This is a genomic window from Kitasatospora sp. NBC_00458, from assembly GCF_036013975.1.
GTDB lineage: Bacteria > Actinomycetota > Actinomycetes > Streptomycetales > Streptomycetaceae > Kitasatospora.
Genome location: NZ_CP107904.1, coordinates 4,912,048 through 4,930,208, shown reverse-complemented (window position 1 = coordinate 4,930,208; position 18,161 = coordinate 4,912,048). Strand labels below are relative to the sequence as shown.

The 18,161-nt window shown below is 74.5% G+C and carries 22 protein-coding genes; 9 read left to right on the top strand and 13 right to left on the bottom strand.

The features are described from left to right. Positions 1-43: 43 nt before the first annotated feature. Positions 44-310 (top strand): hypothetical protein, encoded by a 267-nt coding sequence (locus OG550_RS20520; protein ID WP_327679633.1) that lies wholly within the window; start codon positions 44-46, stop codon positions 308-310. A 176-nt stretch (positions 311-486) separates the two neighbouring features. Here OG550_RS20520 and OG550_RS20515 read toward each other — a convergent pair whose 3' ends face one another. Together OG550_RS20515 and OG550_RS20510 are read right to left on the bottom strand one after the other, a co-directional pair. Further along, on the bottom strand, positions 487-1,308 hold the full coding sequence (locus OG550_RS20515; RefSeq protein WP_327679631.1) for an isocitrate lyase/PEP mutase family protein: 822 nt from the start codon (positions 1,306-1,308) through the stop codon (positions 487-489). 11 nt (positions 1,309-1,319) lie between these two features. Beyond that, on the bottom strand, positions 1,320-1,805 hold the full coding sequence (locus OG550_RS20510) for a carboxymuconolactone decarboxylase family protein (protein WP_327679629.1): 486 nt from the start codon (positions 1,803-1,805) through the stop codon (positions 1,320-1,322). A gap of 264 nt (positions 1,806-2,069) precedes the next feature. On the opposite strand from OG550_RS20510, the gene OG550_RS20505 reads away from it, so the two are divergent. Next, complete coding sequence (locus tag OG550_RS20505) at positions 2,070-2,942, top strand: NRDE family protein (RefSeq protein ID WP_327679628.1); 873 nt, start codon at positions 2,070-2,072, stop codon at positions 2,940-2,942. 174 nt (positions 2,943-3,116) lie between these two features. Here the strand turns inward: OG550_RS20505 and OG550_RS20500 are convergent, their stop codons facing one another. Then, the gene (locus OG550_RS20500) at positions 3,117-3,983 is read right to left on the bottom strand and encodes a L,D-transpeptidase (RefSeq protein WP_327679626.1); all 867 of its coding nucleotides are present in this window, start codon (positions 3,981-3,983) and stop codon (positions 3,117-3,119) included. 304 nt (positions 3,984-4,287) lie between these two features. Beyond that, the gene (locus OG550_RS20495) at positions 4,288-6,141 is read right to left on the bottom strand and encodes a serine/threonine-protein kinase (RefSeq protein ID WP_327679624.1); all 1,854 of its coding nucleotides are present in this window, start codon (positions 6,139-6,141) and stop codon (positions 4,288-4,290) included. Positions 6,142-6,451: 310 nt separating this feature from the next. Here OG550_RS20495 and OG550_RS32795 point away from each other — a divergent pair, with 310 nt between their 5' ends. After that, positions 6,452-6,955 (top strand): SHOCT domain-containing protein, encoded by a 504-nt coding sequence (locus tag OG550_RS32795; RefSeq protein WP_442906035.1) that lies wholly within the window; start codon positions 6,452-6,454, stop codon positions 6,953-6,955. A 237-nt stretch (positions 6,956-7,192) separates the two neighbouring features. Further along, a complete protein-coding gene (cpt, locus tag OG550_RS20490) occupies positions 7,193-7,723 on the top strand; it encodes a chloramphenicol phosphotransferase CPT (RefSeq protein WP_442906162.1) in 531 nt (176 codons plus the stop codon). A gap of 121 nt (positions 7,724-7,844) precedes the next feature. Here cpt and OG550_RS20485 read toward each other — a convergent pair whose 3' ends face one another. The 4 genes from OG550_RS20485 to OG550_RS20470 all read right to left on the bottom strand — a co-directional run bounded on the left by OG550_RS20485 (position 7,845) and on the right by OG550_RS20470 (position 9,229). After that, positions 7,845-8,312 (bottom strand): GNAT family N-acetyltransferase, encoded by a 468-nt coding sequence (locus OG550_RS20485; RefSeq protein WP_327679620.1) that lies wholly within the window; start codon positions 8,310-8,312, stop codon positions 7,845-7,847. 98 nt (positions 8,313-8,410) lie between these two features. Beyond that, positions 8,411-8,626, bottom strand: coding sequence for a hypothetical protein (locus OG550_RS20480; protein ID WP_327679618.1), 216 nt, complete (start codon positions 8,624-8,626; stop codon positions 8,411-8,413). Continuing rightward, a complete protein-coding gene (locus tag OG550_RS20475; protein WP_327679616.1) occupies positions 8,623-8,838 on the bottom strand; it encodes a hypothetical protein in 216 nt (71 codons plus the stop codon). Before OG550_RS20475 ends, OG550_RS20480 begins: the two co-directional genes overlap by 4 nt. 22 nt (positions 8,839-8,860) lie before the next feature. Continuing rightward, entirely contained in the window at positions 8,861-9,229 is a 369-nt protein-coding gene (locus OG550_RS20470) for a hypothetical protein (RefSeq protein WP_327679615.1), read from the bottom strand. 113 nt (positions 9,230-9,342) lie between these two features. Between OG550_RS20470 and OG550_RS20465 the strand changes: the two genes are divergently transcribed. The 3 genes from OG550_RS20465 to OG550_RS20455 are packed head-to-tail and all read left to right on the top strand — an operon-like array spanning position 9,343 to position 10,588. Then, positions 9,343-10,203 (top strand): DUF5753 domain-containing protein, encoded by an 861-nt coding sequence (locus OG550_RS20465; protein ID WP_327679613.1) that lies wholly within the window; start codon positions 9,343-9,345, stop codon positions 10,201-10,203. After that, on the top strand, positions 10,178-10,378 hold the full coding sequence (locus OG550_RS20460) for a DUF397 domain-containing protein (protein WP_442906034.1): 201 nt from the start codon (positions 10,178-10,180) through the stop codon (positions 10,376-10,378). Before OG550_RS20465 ends, OG550_RS20460 begins: the two co-directional genes overlap by 26 nt. 18 nt (positions 10,379-10,396) lie before the next feature. Beyond that, a complete protein-coding gene (locus OG550_RS20455) occupies positions 10,397-10,588 on the top strand; it encodes a DUF397 domain-containing protein (RefSeq protein ID WP_327679610.1) in 192 nt (63 codons plus the stop codon). Positions 10,589-10,650: 62 nt separating this feature from the next. On the opposite strand, the gene OG550_RS20450 is transcribed toward OG550_RS20455, so the two are convergent. Further along, positions 10,651-11,541 carry a sigma-70 family RNA polymerase sigma factor gene (locus tag OG550_RS20450; protein ID WP_327679608.1) on the bottom strand — a complete coding sequence of 297 codons (891 nt, stop codon included), beginning with the start codon at positions 11,539-11,541 and terminating at the stop codon, positions 10,651-10,653. 97 nt (positions 11,542-11,638) lie between these two features. On the opposite strand from OG550_RS20450, the gene OG550_RS20445 reads away from it, so the two are divergent. After that, on the top strand, positions 11,639-12,109 hold the full coding sequence (locus OG550_RS20445) for a carboxymuconolactone decarboxylase family protein (RefSeq protein WP_327679606.1): 471 nt from the start codon (positions 11,639-11,641) through the stop codon (positions 12,107-12,109). Between the two features lie 24 nt (positions 12,110-12,133). Here OG550_RS20445 and OG550_RS20440 read toward each other — a convergent pair whose 3' ends face one another. Continuing rightward, the gene (locus OG550_RS20440; RefSeq protein WP_327679604.1) at positions 12,134-13,153 is read right to left on the bottom strand and encodes a DUF3488 domain-containing protein; all 1,020 of its coding nucleotides are present in this window, start codon (positions 13,151-13,153) and stop codon (positions 12,134-12,136) included. Positions 13,154-13,239: 86 nt separating this feature from the next. On the opposite strand from OG550_RS20440, the gene pdxR reads away from it, so the two are divergent. Next, complete coding sequence (pdxR, locus tag OG550_RS20435) at positions 13,240-14,853, top strand: MocR-like pyridoxine biosynthesis transcription factor PdxR (RefSeq protein WP_327679602.1); 1,614 nt, start codon at positions 13,240-13,242, stop codon at positions 14,851-14,853. 461 nt (positions 14,854-15,314) lie between these two features. On the opposite strand, the gene OG550_RS20430 is transcribed toward pdxR, so the two are convergent. The 3 genes from OG550_RS20430 to OG550_RS20420 form a co-directional block, all read right to left on the bottom strand. Next, positions 15,315-15,524, bottom strand: coding sequence for a DUF6126 family protein (locus tag OG550_RS20430; protein WP_327679600.1), 210 nt, complete (start codon positions 15,522-15,524; stop codon positions 15,315-15,317). 32 nt (positions 15,525-15,556) lie between these two features. Beyond that, the gene (locus OG550_RS20425) at positions 15,557-16,216 is read right to left on the bottom strand and encodes a helix-turn-helix domain-containing protein (RefSeq protein ID WP_327679598.1); all 660 of its coding nucleotides are present in this window, start codon (positions 16,214-16,216) and stop codon (positions 15,557-15,559) included. Positions 16,217-16,352: 136 nt separating this feature from the next. Continuing rightward, the gene (locus OG550_RS20420) at positions 16,353-18,065 is read right to left on the bottom strand and encodes a pyruvate dehydrogenase (protein WP_442906161.1); all 1,713 of its coding nucleotides are present in this window, start codon (positions 18,063-18,065) and stop codon (positions 16,353-16,355) included. Positions 18,066-18,161 lie beyond the last annotated feature (96 nt).

Below are 18,161 nucleotides of genomic sequence, written 5' to 3'. Positions count from 1 at the left end.
CGTCCGGAAGTGACCGCGGGGCGGCCGGGTCGTTGGGGGTTCCATGAAGAAACTCGCCACCCTGGCCGCCCTCACCCTGGCCGGTCTCGCCGCCGCCGTCCCGGTCGCCTCGGCCGCCACCTCCACCGCGGCCTCGCCGGACGCGCTCGGCGGACTCTCCGAGGGGCTCACCCTCTCCCCCGCCGACCTCGTCCTCCACGAGGCGAAGGACCTGCCGCTGGTCGGCCACGCCGCCGGGGAGATCGAGGCCATCGGCACCAACCAGATGAGCCACCCCGGCCTCAGCGGCCAGATCGGCCACGGCCTCTGAGACCCGGCCGCCGGTGGCGCCGCGGGCCGGGCCCGCGGCGCCACCGGCGGGAACTCCGGGGGACGCGCCGGCGGGTGCTCCCGTCGGCGCTCCCACCTGCACGCCGGTGCGCCCCCGTCCGCTCCGGGCGCCCTCGTCCGCACCGGGCGCTCCCGGCCCGGCTCACCCGGCCCGGCTCACCCGCCTGCGGGGGCGCTCAGTTCCTGCAGCTCCTGGTACCCCAGCCCACCGTCGAGCGCGGTGTACGTGCCGTCCGCGTACACCTCGGCGGCGGCGCGGCGCACCGCCGCGTACGCCGCCCGGGCCAGACCCGGTCCCAGGCTGACCCGGGCCACGCCCAGCCGCGCCAGCTCCGGCACGGACGGCGAGCCCGGCCCGGCCAGCACGTTGAGCGGCGCCGGGACGGCCCGCACCAGCGCGGCGATCACCTCCGGGTCGGCCACACCGGGCACGAACACGCCGTCCGCACCGGCCTCGACGTAGGCGCGCAGCCGGGTGACCGCCTCGTCCAGCCGGCCCTCCGGGTCGCCGAGGCCGAGCAGGAAGACGTCCGTCCGGCCGTTGACGAAGAGGTCCACCCCGGCCGCGTCCGCCGCCGCGCGGGCCGCCGCGATCCGGTCGGCCGCCTCGGCGGCGGGCCGCCGGCCGTCCTCCAGGTTCACCCCGACCGCGCCGGTGGCGAGCAGGGCGCCGACGGTCTCGCCCACCCCGGCGGCCGTCTCCGCGAAGCCGCTCTCCAGGTCGGCGGTGACCGGCAGGCCGACCGCGCGGACGATCAGCGCGGTCTGGGCCAGCACCTCCTCCCGGTCGGCGGCGTCCCCGTCCGGGCTGCCGAGCGTCCAGCTGACGCTCGCGCTGGCCGTCGCCACCGCCCGGGCGCCGGCGGCGGCGACCAGCCGGGCGCTCGCCGCGTCCCAGACGTTGGCGAGCACCAACGGCTCCCCCGGGCGGTGGAGTTCGCGGAGCAGGCGGGCCCTGGCTTGCTGCTGTGCTGTCATGCTCCCGGACCCTACTTCGCGGCCGGGCTGAGCCGGGAGGTCACACCGATCCGGTTCCAGGAGTTGATGGTGATGATCAGGGCGATCAGCTGTGCCAGCTCGGCCGGCTCGAACTGCGCGGCGGCCTCCTGGTAGACGGCGTCCGGCACGTGGCCCTCGGTGAGCAGCGTGACCGACTCGGTCAGCGCGAGCGCGGCCCGCTCCCGCGCGGTGAACCAGGGGGTCTCGCGCCAGGCCGGGAGGGAGAGCAGCCGGTGGTCCCGCTCGCCGTTCTTCAGCGCGTCGGTGGAGTGCATGTCGATGCAGAACGCGCACCCGTTGATCATCGAGGCGTGCACCTTGACCAGTTCGGCGAGGACCGGGTCCACGCCCTGCCGGGCGGCGCGCTCCACCGCGAACATCGCCTTGTAGAAGTCGGGTGCCAGGTCGGGGAGGGAGATCCGCTGCGCGGCGGCGGGGACGGGGGAGTCGGCCGGGGTCTCGTTCGTCGTCGTCATGCCTGTCAGCCTAGGGGCGTGGTGGCCCGCATTCCTGGTGCGTTCGAGGTGGAGAATCGTGGGCCACTTCGCGGGGCGCCCGGATGGACGACGGGCGTCGGCACCGGCGCACCCCCGGCCGCCGCCGGGCCCCTCCGGCCGTCTCCGGCCACCTCCCCGAATACGAACGACCGTGCGAGGATCGCGGTGAGGGCGGTACCGGTGCGTTCCCGGCGCCGTCCGGGACGGACGAGGTCAGGGGGACAGGACGTGTGTACGGCGTTCGTGAGCATCGAGCCGTCGTCGGCGGTACCGGTGCTGCTGCTGGCGGTGCGGGACGAGTACGCCGGACGGCGGTGGGCGCCGCCCGGCCGGCACTGGCCCGCGCAGCCCACGGCGGTGGGCGGGCTCGACCTGCTCGCGGGCGGCACCTGGCTGGCGGTCGGGCCCGGTGGACCGGACGGGACGGGCAGGACGGGCGGGACGGACGGGACGGGCGGACCGGGTGAGCCCGGTGGGGGGCCGGTGGCGGCCTGCCTGCTGAACGGTTTCGGCACCCCGGCCCCCGCGCGGGCCCGGCAGTCCCGCGGCGAACTGCCGCTGCTCGCCGTCCGCGGCGGCCGGATCGACCGGCTGGACCTCGACCGGTACGACCCGTTCCACCTGGTGGTCGCGCGGGTCGGCGGCGCACGCGTCCTGAGCTGGGGCGGCCCCGGCGGCCGGCTCGCGGAGCTGGACCTGCCCACCGGGCTGAGCGTCGTCCTCAACGACGGCCCGGAGGGGATGGCGGAGAACCGGACCGCCTCCGAGCGGATCCGCTCGCTGATGGCCGCCCGGGCCGCCCGCTTCCGCGCCCGCTTCGGGGCGACCGCCCGCCCGGAGCCGCTTCCCGGCGCCGCGCCGACCGGCGAGGCGTGGGGCGGGTGGCTGCCGATCGTCGCGGGCGACGGGCTGCCCCTGGACGACCCGGCGGCGCTGGTGCAGCGGCGCGAGTTCGGCGACGGCCGGATCTGGGGCTCGTCGTCGATATCCCTGCTCGCCTTCGGGCCGGCGGGCGTCCGCTACGACTTCGGCCCGGCGCCGGTCGAGGGCGACGGCGGCTGGCGGCAGGTGGGGACTGACACCGCAGGCAGCACGGTGGGGAGCGCGACCCCGTAGTCGACCGAGTCGAGCAGTCCGCAGGAGGTCGGCGGGCCACACGGCGAGCACCGTGTGGATCGGTGATCCACACGTCCGGCCGGAGGACCGTGAAAACCGCGTGGCCGCCCGGGAAACCCTGGGCGGCCACTGCCGTGTCCGGTACGCGGACCGGCTGCTCGGTCGGGACTTCGGTCAGGAACGGTGCACGATGACCTTGTCGCCGACCCGGGACTCGTCGAACAGCTTCCCGATGAGCGCCTTGTTCCGGACGTTGACACAGCCGTGCGAGGCGCCGCTGTAGCCACGGGCGGCGAAGTCCGGGGAGTAGTGCACGGCCTGACCACCGCTGAAGAACATCGCGTACGGCATCGAGGTGCCGTACAGCGTGGAGACGTGGTTCCTCGACTTGGAGTTCACGCTGAACGCACCCTCGCGGGTGGGCAGTTCCGCCGAGCCGAAGCGGACCTCGAAGGAGTACTGCGGGACACCGTCGATGATCCAGGTCAAGGTGCTGGTGGTCTTGTCGATGCACATCGCGCGGCCCGTCATGCAGCGCGGGTCGTACTTGCCGTCCGCGACCGGCGGCTTCGCGGCGCCGGTCGTGGGCGCCGCCGGGCTCGGGGTACCGGTCGCCGGGGCGGACGGCTTGGCGGAGGCGGTGGGCTTGGCGGCGGCGGACGGCTTGGCGGAGGCGGCGGCCGAGGGCTTGGCGCTCGCCGAGGAGTCGGCAGCCGGCACGACGGGCTTGGCCGTGGGCTTGGCGGTGGGCTTGGCAGTGGGCTTGGCCGACGGGGCGCTCGGCGTCTGCGGAGCGGGGGCGCTCGACGGCCCGGCGGCCGGGGTGGTCGGCGCGGGTGCCTCGGGGGTGGCCGACGGCTGCTCGGCCGGGGTGGTCGGCGCGGTCGTCCCCGGGGTGGCCGGTGCACTGACGGTTGCGCTGGGAGCGCCGGAGGCGGCGGCCGCGGTGTTGTTCTCCGGCGAGGACTGTCCCCCGCACGCGGCGAGAGCCAGCATGCCGGCTGCGGTTGCCGCGACCATCGCTATACGTGTCTTGCCCACTTGTTTCCAGCTCCCCCGTGACGTGCGTGAACAGGCGGTCCTACGAACCGCTGCCTGGGCGGTTTGTGCCCGCATCGTCAGAGTGCCATACCAGGTGTCCTGGTTCTGTCACAACGGAGTGCGGGGCCGGCAACACCCCCGTCGCGGTGGTCCGGTGGGTCCGGCCGCGCGCCGGGAACCTCTCTCGAAGAGCCACCGGAGCACACTCCACGACCGCCGCACCACGGCATGCCCCGGGCCCTGACCGAAAGGGCCTGCCGATGGTCCTGGAGCCGGGCCGGCGGAGATCCCGGTGAGCATCCGGCTACGGGATCCGGTACTCCTGCGCCTTGTTGCCCGGGGTGCAGACCGTCATGGTGAGCTGGGCGCCCGCGCCGTTGTCGGTGAGGCAGTTCTGGCCCATGTAGTCCTTCAGGTAGAAGGCGCCCGGGGTGGTCGCGGCGGTGACCGTCCAGTTGGTCAGGAAGCTGAAGCCGTTGGAGAGGATGACCTTGCCGTCCATCTCCTGCACCAGCGGCGGGGCGCTCAGCTTGCACGGGTTGAACTGGTGCCAGCTGCTCGGGACGGTGTGCACCCAGCCGTAGGCGGTCGCACCGCCCATCACCACGGCCTGGCCGCCCGCCAGGCCGTCCTGGGAGAGACCGACGCGCAGACCGTCACCGACATTGGTGATGTAGCCCCAGTCGGTGCCGCCGCAGCCGGCGGCGGGGGCGGCGGCCGGGGGCGGGGCGGCCTGGGACGACTGGCCGGCGGCGGGGGCCGACGGCCGCGGAATCGTCGGCGGGGCCGAGGGGGCGGGGAGCGTGGGCGGATCCCCGGGCGCCGGGGCGCCGGGCTGCGGTGCGATGGTGGCCGACGGCTTCTGCGGTGCGGTCGTCTGGGCCGCTCCGGTGGCCGCCTTCGTCGGCGCGGCGGTGGGCGGCGGAGTGGTCGCCGCCCCGGTCCCCGGCGGGGTGGCGGGCAGCGCACTGCCGGGCGACGCGGCCGTGGGCGACCCGGCGCCCGGGAGCGGCGCGGCCGGGACGGTCGCGGTGACGGTCACCACCGTGGACGGAGCCGAACCCGGCTCCTGCACCCCCGAGGTGAACGGCGCCTTGTCGATGAGCAGCACGGTGGCCGTGCCCACCGAGATCACCAGCGGGAGCACGACGGGTACCAGGAAGCCGCGCCGACGGGTGCGGCGGCCGGGTTCCGTGGCCGCCCGGGGCGCGACCTCGCCGACCTCGCCGACCTCGGGAGGCGACTCGGGGAGCGGGACGGGCGGCGACTCGGGCGGCGGGACGGGTCCCGCGGGCGGGGCCGGTGCCGCGGGGACCGTCGCCCTGCCCGGGGCCACCGCCGCACGGGCGGCGGCCGCCATCGCGGCGGCGTCGGCGAAGCGCTCCCCGGGCTGCTTGGCGAGCGCCGTCGCGACGAACGCCCGGACCGCCGCCGGGAACGGCTCCGGCAGCTCCGGCACCGGCTCCCGGAGGTGCTTGAGCGCCACCTCCAGCATGCTCTCGCCCGTGAACGGCGGCGTGCCGGTGAGCAGTTCCCAGCAGACCACGCCGATCGAGTAGAGGTCGGCGGAGGGCGTGATCGCCTTGCCCTCGGCCTGCTCGGGTGCCATGTAGAGGGCGGTGCCGATCACCGCGTGCGAGGCGGTGAGCCTGGTGCCGGCCATCGCCCGGGCGATGCCGAAGTCGGTGACCGTCACCCGGTCGTCGGCCCGGAGCATCAGGTTGGACGGCTTGACGTCGCGGTGCACGATGTCCCGCAGGTGCGCCGCGTGCAGGGCGTCCAGGGCCTCGGCGAGCAGGCCGAGCGCCCGCTCCGGCGCCAGCGGCCCGTCCTCGGCGAGCACCTTGTCCAGCGGACGGCCGTCGATCAGCTCCATGACGATGTAGGCGGCCCGCCCGCCGTCCCCGTCGGGTCCCTCCTCGCCGTAGTCGTGCACGTCCACGATGCCGGGATGGCTGAGGGCGGCGAGCAGTTGGGCCTCGCGGCGGAAGCGCTGGGCGAAGGTGCCGTCCTCCAGCAGCGCCGCATGGAGGATCTTCACCGCGACCTGCCGCCCGAGCACCGCGTCGTCGGCCCGCCAGACCGCGCCCATCCCGCCGCCGCCGATCCGCGCCGTCAGCGTGTAGCGCCCCCCGAGCACGGCCCCCCGACCACTCATGCCTCGCCCCTCCGTCCGATCCGACCGAACGGACCGTCAGTCGAACAGTCTGCCATGCGAACCTTTGCCGGTCGGGAGTCTCATCCGCCTACCCCTAAAGGGCTGTTGAACAGGAACGCGGCCGATCCGACCGCCTGCGCCACCACCCCTCCACCCGGTCGCGAACGAAGCTCGCCAGTCGTACAGTCCGACGGATTCGCTCCCCTGACCGGACCGATCACACATCGCCCCACCACGCCCAAGGCATTCCGCCGCGTGGTCCGGCCGGGACGGCTAGAATTTCCACACTCTCAAGGGGACGGGAATCGCCATGGCGAAGAGGGTCCAGACCGGCTGCCAGAACTGCTCGAAGTGCACCGGCTCGGTAGCCGGGAACATGGGACGGGCGGCCGGCCGGGCCGGAGCAGCCTCCATGACGTTCGGTATCTCCGAACTGGTTGCCCGGAAGTGCCGAGCGTGCGGCCACCTGATGATGCTCCACGAGAACGCCGCAGACGTTCAGCAGAACGTCCAGGTCAACGTCCAGCCCTATCCCGGGCCTCCGCCCTACCCCGGACCTCCTCAGCATCCCGGGCCACACTACGGTCAGGCACCCCAGTACCCGGCTCCGCACCAGTACCCGGCTCCGCCGCCTCACCCCGGTCCGCCCACCGGGCCTCCCCCGTACCAGCAGGGCATGCCGACGGCGCCACCGCCGCACCAACCTGTCGACCGGGCGGCCAGGCTCCGCGAGCTCCAGGCACTGCTAGACCAAGGCCTCATCAGCGACGCTGAGTTCCATGCCCAACGCGAGCAAATCATCCGGAGCATCTGAGCCCGCCGAGTCCTGGCACACCCGACGCACCCACGCATCGCCTCGGCTGGAGGCCCTGCGAAGTGCCTGCGCAGGAAGTCAAATGGTCCGACTTCCTGCGCAGGAGGGCGAGGTCGCGAGCGGCGCCGGTGCCGTGACGGGAAAGACCACCGGGCGGTCGCGGGTGGCGGCGGGTGGCACCGGGGGCGCGGAAATCCGTTTCGGGTACGGACCCGGCGCCTCTACGGTGGCGCCGTGATGACACAGGTGATCGTTCTCAACGGTGGTTCCAGCTCGGGGAAGTCCGGGATCGCACGCTGCCTCCAGGCGGTCCTCCCGGACCCGTGGCTGGCCCTCGGGACGGACACGCTGGTCGAGGCGATGCCCGCCTCCATGCAGACGGCGGACGGCGGCATCGGGTTCGCCCCGGACGGTGAGGTGACCGTCGGGCCGGAGTTCCGCACGCTGGAAGCGGCGTGGATCGAGGGGATCGCCGCGATGGCCCGCGCGGGCGCCCGGGTCATCGTCGACGAGGTCTTCCTCGGCGGACCGGACTCGCAGCAGCGGTGGCGGAAGGCCCTGGGCGGGCTGCGCGTGCTGTGGGTCGGCGTCCGGTGCGACGGCGCGGTGGCCGCGGGCCGCGAGGTGGCAAGGGGCGACCGGACCATCGGGATGGCCGCCTCCCAGGCGGACGCGGTCCACCGGGGCGTGCGCTACGACCTGGAGGTGGACACCGCGCACGCCGAGTCGATGGAGTGCGCGAGGACCATCGCCGCACACGTCCGGTGACCGGAGGCCCGCCCGCCGACCGTGGTCTCACCGCCTCAGCGGGTCGGGCCCGGATACGTCCCCTTGCGCGAGAAGTCGGACGGGCCGACTTCTCGCGCGGAGGCGGGGGCGGCGTGCGCGTTCAGAGGAGCTGGTCCAGCATGCGGTTCATCGGGCGGAGGCCGGAGGCCCGGTAGAAGGCACGCGCGTCCTCGTTGAAGTCCCAGACGTTGGTGACCAGGCGGCGGCACCCGGCGTCGCGCCCCGCCGCGCGGACGGCCTCCAGCAGCGCCGAACCGACCCCGGTGCGCGCCGCGGCGGGCGAGACCGCCAGCTGGTCGAGGACGGCGACCTCGTCCGGACCCGTGAACGGACCGCCCGGCCACTGGACGACCCGGGCGAGCGCGTATCCGACGGCCTCGCCGTCGTCCCCGGCCGCGATGAGGACGGTGACGGACGGGTCCGCGAGGCGCTCCGCGAAGGCGGCCTCCGCCTCCGGGGCGGCGAGGAAGAGGTCCGGCCGGTGCCGGACGTGCAGGTCGTGAACCGCTTCGTTCAGGCCCGCGAGCAGGGCGGCGTCGTCCGTGGTGGCGGTGCGGATCCTGGTCACGCCCGTCATCGTGGCGGCCGGTCGCCGGGGCCGCCACGCCTTTTCGCGCCCGGCGGCTGCACGAGAAGTCGGACGGGCCGACTTCTCGTGCGGAGGCGTCAGCGTCGGCGGGCCGCCCAGTAGCGCTGGATCACGCAGCTCAGAGCGGAGTTGGCCACCAGGGTGCCCGCGCAGAGCACCAGGAGGAAGAGCAGGTTGGCCGCACCGGGACCATGGCGGCGGACCGAATGGCCGGCGAGCGCGGCGAGCGCCGTGCCGGCCGCCACGGAGGCGGCCGAAGCGGCGATCAGGAGCACACGGGGCGGGCGGCTCATCCGGCCCGGCGCCCCGGGTCCGGCGGGATGCCGGGCGACGGGGGGCCGACGTACTCGGGGCGGGTGGTCCACTCGATGCCGCCGCCGACCGGGCGGAGGTAGAGGCGGCCCCCGACGGTGTCCATGTAGACGCCGGTACGGCGGGTCCGGCGGTCGTGGACGAGCTGACCGCGCACGGGGGTGGCCAGGGTGGGGATCGGTTCGATGGTCATGTGGTGCGATTCGCTTCCGGGATCACTTGGCGGCGAGGCGGACGGTCACCAACCGGCCGGTGACGGCGACGACTTCGGCCGCCAGCGGGACGCCGCCGGCCGTGTTGAGGGTGACGGGAAGACCGGAGGAGGGCCGCCAGGACTTCCGCTCGCTCTGCTCCCGGCGGGCGCGGACACCGTCGCGGATCACATCGACGAGCTTGAGGACGACGGAGGTCGGCGCGGCACCCAGGTCGATCAGGACGACCCCGGTGACGGAGGCGCAGTTCCAGTCGATCCCCGTGGAGGGGAGAGCCGTTCCGGCGGCGGCGAGGGTCGCCTTGAGGTCGCCGAGGGCCTCGGCCGCCTCACGGCGGTCGTCGGCGGTGATGTTTCTGAGCCTGGAGGACATGGGAGTTGCGCCTTTCGGTGAATTCCACGATTGCCCCTCCAGGAAAGCAGGATCACGACTACGCTGAGAAGCGGGAAAGTGACTACCTGTTATTTGTTAGAAGGAGGTCCTCGATGGCCAAGGACAGGGAGAAGATCCTGCCTCCGGGGAAGTCACCGCGGGAGTTCTACGCCTCCGAGCTGAAGAGGGTGAGAGAATCCGCCACCCCGCGGATCTCCCAGGAGAAGTTGGGGTTGATGACCTTCGTCACCGGTGGGTATATCGGACTATTGGAAACGGCTGCCCGAGTCCCCAAGCTGGACCTGTCGATCAGAATCGATGAGGCACTCTCAACAGGTGGCGTGTTGGAGAGGCTGCATGACCTGCTGGAGTTCTCGCGATTCCCCGACTACTTCAAACACGCCGCGGCACACGAGCAGAACGCTGTGACCATCAGCGAGTTCGCCGCGCTCATCGTGCCCGGTGTGCTCCAGACTCCCGAGTACGCCAGGGCTGTCTTCCTCGGCGCCGAGCCGCTCCGCACCGAAGGGGAATTGGACGAACTCGTCTCGGCACGGATGGAACGGGCTCAAGCCGTCACTGCCCTAACAGGCACGAAGTTGTGGTACATCCTGGACGAAGCCGTCCTCCGTCGTGTCGTCGGAAGTCGGGCGATCATGGCAGAGCAGCTCCGCCACATCGCAGACCTGATCAACAGGCGGCGGATGGTCGTCCAAGTGGTGACCTTTGAGGCGGGCGCCCACGCGCTACTGGAAGGCCTCTTGTGCCTGATGACGTTCCGGGACGCGCCGCCGATCGCCTATAGCGAAGGCCCGCATGCAGGTCAACTCCTCGACGATACTGAGTTGGTGGGCAAGTGCGAGCGAGCCTACGATCTCTTGCGGGCCGTCGCACTGTCGCCGGAGGCGTCCCTGGCTCTGATCCTGTCGGCGGCGGAGGAGCATGAGAATGCCCAGAGAAACCCGTTGGCGTAAGAGCAGCTACAGCGGTGGCAGCGGCGCCTCCTGCGTCGAGGTGGATGACGCCAGCCCGGGGCGGGTGCGGGACTCCAAGGACCCCGACGGGCCCGACCTCACCTTCACCCCCACCGCCTGGCAGGCCTTCATCGACAGCGTCCGGGCCGGAGAGTTCGGCAGCATCCAACCCTGAGGGCTGAGGAGTTCACCTGTGGGCACGTCGCGTTGGCGCAAGAGCAGCTACAGCAACGGCGAAGGTGGCTCCTGCGTCGAGGTGGATGACGCCAGCCCGGGACGGGTGCGGGACTCCAAGGACCCCGACGGGCCCGACCTCACCTTCACCCCCACCGCCTGGCAGGCCTTCGTGAACAGCGTCCGGGCCGGAGAGTTCGGCGGCATCTGACCTCCCCGTGCCCGTCCCGACCGGGACGCCCCCTCGGGGACGTCCCGGTCGCGGCGCGGCCGTCAGGCGGTCAGGCCGAGTGCCTCCAGGCGCTCCGGGTCGGTGTAGATGTCCATCGCGACCACCCGGCCGCCGCGGACGGTGAACGCCGCGAGCGAGACCGGGCGGCCCTCGGCGAACACGGCGACGGCGGGCTCGCCGTTGACCAGTACCAGGCGGGACTCCCCGGCGAACCGGGCCCCGAACGCGCTCGCCCCGGAAGCCACCTCGGTGGCCCCGTGCCGGACCAGGCCGGGCCGCAGCGCGCCGCCGTCGGAGCGGGCCACCACCTCCGGGTCGAGGATCGCGAGCAGCGCGTCGAAGTCCCCACCGCGCGCGGCGCTCAGGAAGGCCTCCACGACCTCCCGCCGCAGGGCCAGGTCGGCGTCGGGCGCGGGCGCCGCTCCCTGGACGCGGCGGCGGGCACGGCTGGCGAGCTGGCGGGTGGAGGCGGAGGTGCGGCCGAGGACGGGCGCGATCTCGTCGAACGGCACCGAGAACAGGTCGTGCAGCACGAACGCGAGCCGCTCCGCCGGGGACAGCGTCTCCAGCACGATCATCAGCGCGATGCCGACCGAGTCGGCCATCAGGATCTCGTGCTCCGGGTCGATCGCCTGCGCCCCGCCGATGACCGGGTCGGGCAGCCGGACCTCCCGGCCGTCCCGGTCCTGCATCGGGTCCTCGCGCCGGGCCACCCGTGCGCGCAGCAGGTCCAGGCAGACCCGGCCGACCACGGTGGTCAGCCAGCCGCCCAGGTTGGCGACCCCGCTCGTGTCGGCCCGCTCCAGCTTGAACCAGGCCTCCTGCACGGCGTCCTCGGCCTCGCTGAGCGAGCCGAGCATCCGGTAGGCCACGGCCCTCAGATGGGGCCGGTGCTCCTCGAAGCGCGCGGCCAGAAAATCGTCCCCGTTCACCTGTCACATCCTCGCGTCGGGATCCGTCAGTGCATTGACGGACGTTAACCGGTCCGCGTGACGGACACGCGGGCCCCCCGACCTGGAGGACCATCAGATGACCACCCACACCGCCCGGATGAAGAACCCCGCCATGGTCCTGCCGGACGCCATGAAGGGCATCCAGAACATCTACAAGGCGATGTACCAGGGCGGGGTCCCGCACACCCTCCTGGAGCTCGTCCACCTGCGGGCCAGCCAGATCAACGGGTGCAGCGCCTGCGTCGTCGCGGGCGTCACCGGCGCCAAGAAGGCCGGCGAGACGGACGAGCGGCTGCACGCCGTCGCCGCCTGGAGGGAGGCCCCGTACTTCACCGACGAGGAGCGCGCGGCCCTGGCGCTGACCGAGGCCGCGACCCGGATCGCCGACCGCTCCGGCCAGGCCGTGCCGGACGCGGTCTGGGACGCGGCGGCGGACCACTTCACCGAGGAGCAGCTCTCCGCGATCATCCTGATGGTCGGGCTGACCAACTTCTTCAACCGGATCAACGCGACCATCCAGGAGCCGGCCGGTGCGACCTGGAACTGAGCGGGCACCGGCCCGGTGCGGGGCTCAGGACTGGCGCCCGCGCCCCGAGTTCGGCGGACGGCGCCGGCCGGGCCCCGAGGAGCCGCCGGACGGACCGCCCGACGGGCCGCCGGAGGCACCGCCCGGCGGCCGCTGCCGGGGCGGGCCGCCGGGCCCGAGGGCGGCCTGACGGCGCTGGATCTCCCGCCAGATCCGCGGCGGGCACGGGCCCTGCGGGTGGTCCGAGAGGAAGCTCTCGTACGGCACCCGGCGCGGCACCATCCCGACCTCGATCCAGGACTGCTTGCCGGTGCGGTTCCAGCCCTCGTTCTCCATCCGGATGTAGTCGTCGCGGTGGTCCTTGTCCTTGCTGGTGATCTGCAGGACCTCCGCGTACCCCTCCCGGGCCTGGAGGATCACGCAGTAGTGCCGCGCCGCCTCCGCCCGGTCGCGGAACGGCACCATCGCCACCCACACCTCCCCGGCGCCCGGTCGGGCGACGGTGCGGGTACGGGCCCCGGGCCGGGTACCGGTGCGGCGCGGCGGGGTCCGGTACCGGTCCGGTGCGGCGTCCGCCCAGGAGCGGACGCGCAGCCGCCAGACCCAGGCGACCGCGCCGACCACGACGCACTGGAGGGCGGACGCGTCGGCCCCGGCTCCGGTCTGTTCGCCGAGGACCCGGGGTGCGAGGAACTCGCCGACCAGGAAGGCCACCAGCGCGGAGAGCCCGGTCAGGGCGGCCGCCCGGGCGGGCACCACCCAGGGCGCGGCGCGACGGCCCCGGCCGGCCTGCCAGTCGAGCAGCAGGGCGACCAGGTAGGCGGCGCCGACCAGGAGCGCCACCTGGGCGGGGGTGGTGTGCAGCGGCGGTGTCTGGCTCTTCATGACGGCGGGGATCAGGACGGGCAGGGCGAGCAGGTAGCCCGGCACCGTGAAGAAGACCAGCAGGAGGAGGGCGCTCAGACAGCCCCCTCCGCCGCCGGGCCGCCGTCCGCCGCCGCCTCTCGGGCCGCCTCTCGGGCCGCCTCTCGGGCCGCCTCCCGAACCGCCGTACCGACGCGCCATGTTCGCCACCCCCACCGTGGTCCTCCCGGTCCGGCGCAATGTATCCGAGATCGGACGGCGCGGGGGCTGACGGCGATAATTCCGACATGACCGCCCGCCGACCCACCGCCCGGACCTCGCCCGGGACCGAGCCCGGGACCGGGACCGAGCCCCGAGCCGACTCCGGTCCCGACACCCGCCCCGACTCCCGGAGCGGTCGGAGCGCCGCCCGGACCGGCGCGCGGACCGGATCCTGGACCGCCTTCGGCGGCGACCTGCACCTCGACCTCACCGGGCGGCGGGCCGCCGGAGCCGGACTGCGGGCCGCCCTGGAGGACGCGCTCCGCGAGGCGGTGCAGGACGGACGGCTGGCACCCGGGACCCGGCTGCCGTCCTCCCGCGCCCTCGGCGAGGACCTCGGGATCGCCCGGAACACCGTCGTGGAGGCGTACGGCCAGCTCACCGCCGAAGGGTGGCTCGGCTCCCGGCAGGGGTCAGGCACCACGGTGGCCGAACGGGCCACGCCGCGCCCCGCCGGACGGCCCGCCGCCCTGCCGCCGGGGATCCGGCCCACCGGACGGCACGACCTGCTGCCCGGGCGTCCGGACCTCTCGCTCTTCCCGCGCACGGCCTGGCTGGCCGCCGCCCGGCGGGCGCTGGCCACGGCTCCGCACGACGTGTTCGACTACGGGTCCCCGCTGGGCCGGATCGAGTTGCGGCGGGCCCTCACCGACTACCTGGCCCGGGTCCGCGGGGTGCGCACCGACCCGGAACGACTGCTGATCTGCGCCGGGTTCAGCCAGGGCCTCGGCCTGCTCGCCGCCGCCCTGCACGAGCGCGGCGCCGCGCGCGGCCACGGCACCGGGCGCGCCCGCGCCGTCGCCGTGGCCGTGGAGGCGTACGGGCTGCCGCCGCAGCGCGAGGTCCTGCGGGCGGCCGGGCTCGCCCTGGTACCGCTGCCGCTGGACGGGGGCGGCGCGCGCACCGACCTGCTGGCCGGGCCCGACGCGGCGGCGGCCGGCGCCGTGCTGCTGACCCCCGCGCACCAGTTCCCGACCGGGGCGGCGCTGGCCGCCGACCGCCGGGCGGCGGCCGTCCGCTGGGCCCGCGAGCACGACGGCTACGTGATCGAGGACGACTACGACGGCGAGTTCCGGTACGACCGGCAACCGCTCGGCGCGATGCAGGCGCTCGACCCGGACCGGGTGGTGTACGGGGGGACGGCCGCCAAGAGCCTGGCGCCGGGCCTGCGGCTGGCCTGGCTGGCGCTGCCCGACGCGCTGGTCGAACCGGTGGCCCGGCTCAAGCGGGTGGCGGACACCATGTCGCCGGTGATCGACCAGCTGACCCTCGCCGAGCTGATCACCTCCGGCCGGTACGACCGGCACGTCCGACGCTCCCGGCTGCACTACCGGCGGCGCCGGGACCTGCTGGTCGCGGCGCTCGCCGAACGGGCCCCGCACGTCCGGGTCACCGGGATCGCCGCCGGGCTGCACGCCGTCCTGCAGCTGCCGCCCGGCGCCGGACCGGAGGCGGAGCTCGTCGCCCGGGCCCGGGCCGCGGGTCTGGTCGTCTCCGGCCTCGCCCCGCACCTGGCCGACCCCTCGCTCTCCCCGGACGCGCCGCCCGCCCTGGTGGTCGGCTACGGCACCCCGCCCGAGCACGCCTTCCCCGCCGCCCTGGACGCGCTCTGCGCCCTGCTCCGCGAAGCGGGGGCATAAGCCGGGGGCCCGAGCGGGCCCGGGACGGCACCGCAGCAGCCGGCATGCCCGGGCAGAGACCACCGCCGACCCCGGCACCAGGGCGCGAGCGGACTGGGGGCACCCCACCCGAACACGCCTTCCTCGCCGCCCTGGACGCGCTCTGCGCCCTGCTCTGCGAGGCGGGGGCATAAGCCGGGGGCCCGAGCAGGCCCGGGACGGCACCGCAGCAGCGGGCGTGGCCCCCGGGGGTGGCCGTCAGGCCCTATCCGGAGCCGGGGCACGAGTGGGGTGAGGGCGACCCGGGAGGCGCGCGGCCGGGGCTGGCGCGCCCGGCTCGGGGCGGTGCCAAGGCGCAGCCGCCGCCGAGCCCGGTCCGCCGCCGCAAGCCACCGCCGCGCCCGGGGCGCGGGGGCGTCCCGGGCGCGGCGGTGGCGGGTTCGCGGGGCCTGCCCGGCGCGGTACGGGCGCGGACCCGGGCGTCACTTGTTCCGGTTGCCGAGCTCGAAGAGCAGCAGGATGAAGCCCGCGAAGGCGTGGGTGGCGACGGTGTAGATCACCAGTCGGATGCCGACCCGGCGGTTGGCCCACTTGCCGGCGTCGATGGTCTTCGGGGCCGCCGCGGGGGCGGCGGGTTCTGCGGGGACGGCGGTCGCGGCGGTCGCGGGGGCGGTGGTGGCGGGATCAGCCATGGGAGATCTCCTCCGAGTGTTCCGACGTCGGGTCAGTGGTGCGGGGCGGGGCCGCCGCCGAGGCAGAGTTCGCCGCCGGGGCTCTGCAGCAGGGTGTGCATGAAGAGCAGCTCGACCCCGTCCGCCGAGTCGGCGGCGATGCAGTGCGGGGTGAGCGAGTCGAAGTGGGCGGAGTCGCCCTCGGCGAGCAGGTGGACGCGGTCGCCGAGGGTCAGCCTGAGCCGGCCCTGGAGGACGTACAGCCACTCCTCCCCGGGGTGGACGCGGACCACCGCGTCCTGCACGCCCGGGGGGACGTGCACGCGCAGGGCCTGCATCGCGCGCCCGGGGGCGCCGGCCCGCCGGTAGCCCCAGCCGCCGGCCCGGCCGGGTTCGATGGCGCCGCCGCGCACCACCGGGTCGGGTTCGACCAGGCTCTCGCCGAGCAGGCCGGAGACGGAGGTCCCGTAGGCGCGGGCGAGGCCGAGCAGGACGGGCAGCGAGGGCTGCCGTCTCCCGGTCTCCAGTCGGGACAAGTAGGCTGGGGAGAGCCCGACCCGGGCGGCGGCGACCTCCAGCGTGAGGCGGCTGCCGAGCCGGTGCTCGCGCAGCCTCACGGCGAGGCCGGCCACCTCCAGGACCTCGTGGTCGTCGGACTGGCCTTCGGGCTGGTCGCCGGGGGTGGCGGGCGGACCGGCTGGGCTGGTGCTCATGTGTCCAGTGGACACCTCACGTGCCGCACAGGCAAGAATTTTGCCCCAGAGGCAAATCCCTCCGGCGTGCCCCGACGTGCCCCGGGCGACCCGGCCACCGGCCCCCGCCCGGGCCCCCACCCGGCCCCCGCAGCCCCTACGGCCGGGGGATGTTCCGCAGGTTGGACCGCGCCAGGTCGATCATCCGCCCCACCCCGCCGGCGAGCACCGTCCGCCCGGCCGCCAGCGCGAAGCCCTTCAGCTGGGCGGCGGTGATGTGCGGCGGGATGGAGAGCGCGTTCGGGTCGGTGACCACGTCCACCAGCGCCGGGCCGGGCCGTTCCAGCGCCTCCGCCAGCACCTCGCGGACCCGGGCCGGTTCGGTGACCCGCTTGGCCGGGATGCCCATCGCCCGGGCGATGCCGGCGTAGTCGACGTCGCCGTTGTCGATCTCCGCCTCGGGGTAGCCGGAGACCAGCATCTCCAGCTTGATCATGCCGAGTGCGCCGTTGTTGAACACCACCGTCTTCACCGGCAGCCGGTGCTTGGCCACCGTGAGCAGTTCGCCCAGCAGCATCCCGATCCCGCCGTCGCCGGCCATCGCCACCACCTGCCGCCCCGGACAGGCCAGTTGGGCGCCGATCGCGTGCGGCAGCGCGTTGGCCATCGAGCCGTGCAGGAAGGAGCCGATCACCCGGCGGCGCCCGTTGGGCTGCAGGTAGCGGGCGGCCCAGACGTTGTTCATGCCGGTGTCGACGGTGAACACCGCGTCGTCGGCGGCCACCTCGTCCAGGACGGAGGCCACGTACTCGGGGTGGATCGGCAGGTGCCTGCCGATGTCCCGGGTGTAGGCGCCGACCACGTCCTCCAGGGCGCGGCAGTGCTTGTCCAGCATGTCGTCCAGGAAGGCCCGGTCGGTCTTCTGCTCCAGCAGCGGCAGCACGGCGCGCAGCGTGGCCGGGACGTCGCCGTGCACGGCGAGCTCCAGCGGGGTGCGGCGGCCGAGCCGGGTGGCGTCGTGGTCCACCTGGACGGTCCTGGCCTGCGGCAGGAAGGAGTCGTAGGGGAAGTCGGTGCCGAGCAGGACGACGAGGTCGGCGGAGTGCAGCGCCTCGTGACAGGCACCGTAGCCGAGCAGTCCGCTCATACCGACGTCGTACGGGTTGTCGTACTGGATCCACTCCTTGCCGCGCAGGGAGTGGCCGACCGGCGCGTGCAGGGCGTCCGCGACCGCCATCACCTCGGCGTGCGCCCCGCGTACGCCCGCGCCGCAGAACAGGGCGACCCGGCGGGCGGCGTTGAGCGCCTGGGCGAGCGCCTGCACCTGGGACCAGGGCGGGGCGGCGACGGCCTGCTCGGTCAGGAAGCTGCTGGTGCCGGTCGGTCCGGCGGCGGGGAGCGCGGCCACGTCGCCGGGGAAGGCCAGCACCGAGACGCCGCGCGCGCCGAGCGCGTGCTGGACCGCGATCCGCAGCAGCCGGGGCAGCTGGGCGGGGGTGGAGACGGTCTCGCACCAGCTGCTGCAGTCGGTGAACACCCGCTCGGGGTGGGTCTCCTGGAAGAAGCCGGTGCCGATCTGGCCGGACGGGATGTGCGAGGCCAGCGCGAGCACCGGCAGCCCGCTGCGCTGGGCGTCGTAGAGGCCCTGGATGAGGTGGGTGTTGCCGGGGCCGCAGGAGCCCGCGCAGACCGCGAGGCGGCCGCTCAGCTCGGCCTCCGCGGCGGCCGCGAAGGCGCCGGCCTCCTCGTTGCGGACGTGCACCCAGCCGATGCCCTCGGCCCGGCGGATGGCGTCCACCACCGGGTTGAGGCTGTCCCCGACCACCCCGTAGACCCGCTCCACCCCGGCCTGCCGGAGCACCTCCACCATCTGCTCGGCCACACTCACCACGGGGTTCTCCTTCACCGGCCGGCGGCTGCCACACGACACCAGCACCCTCCGGCTTCCGGGCCCGCTCCGCAGCCG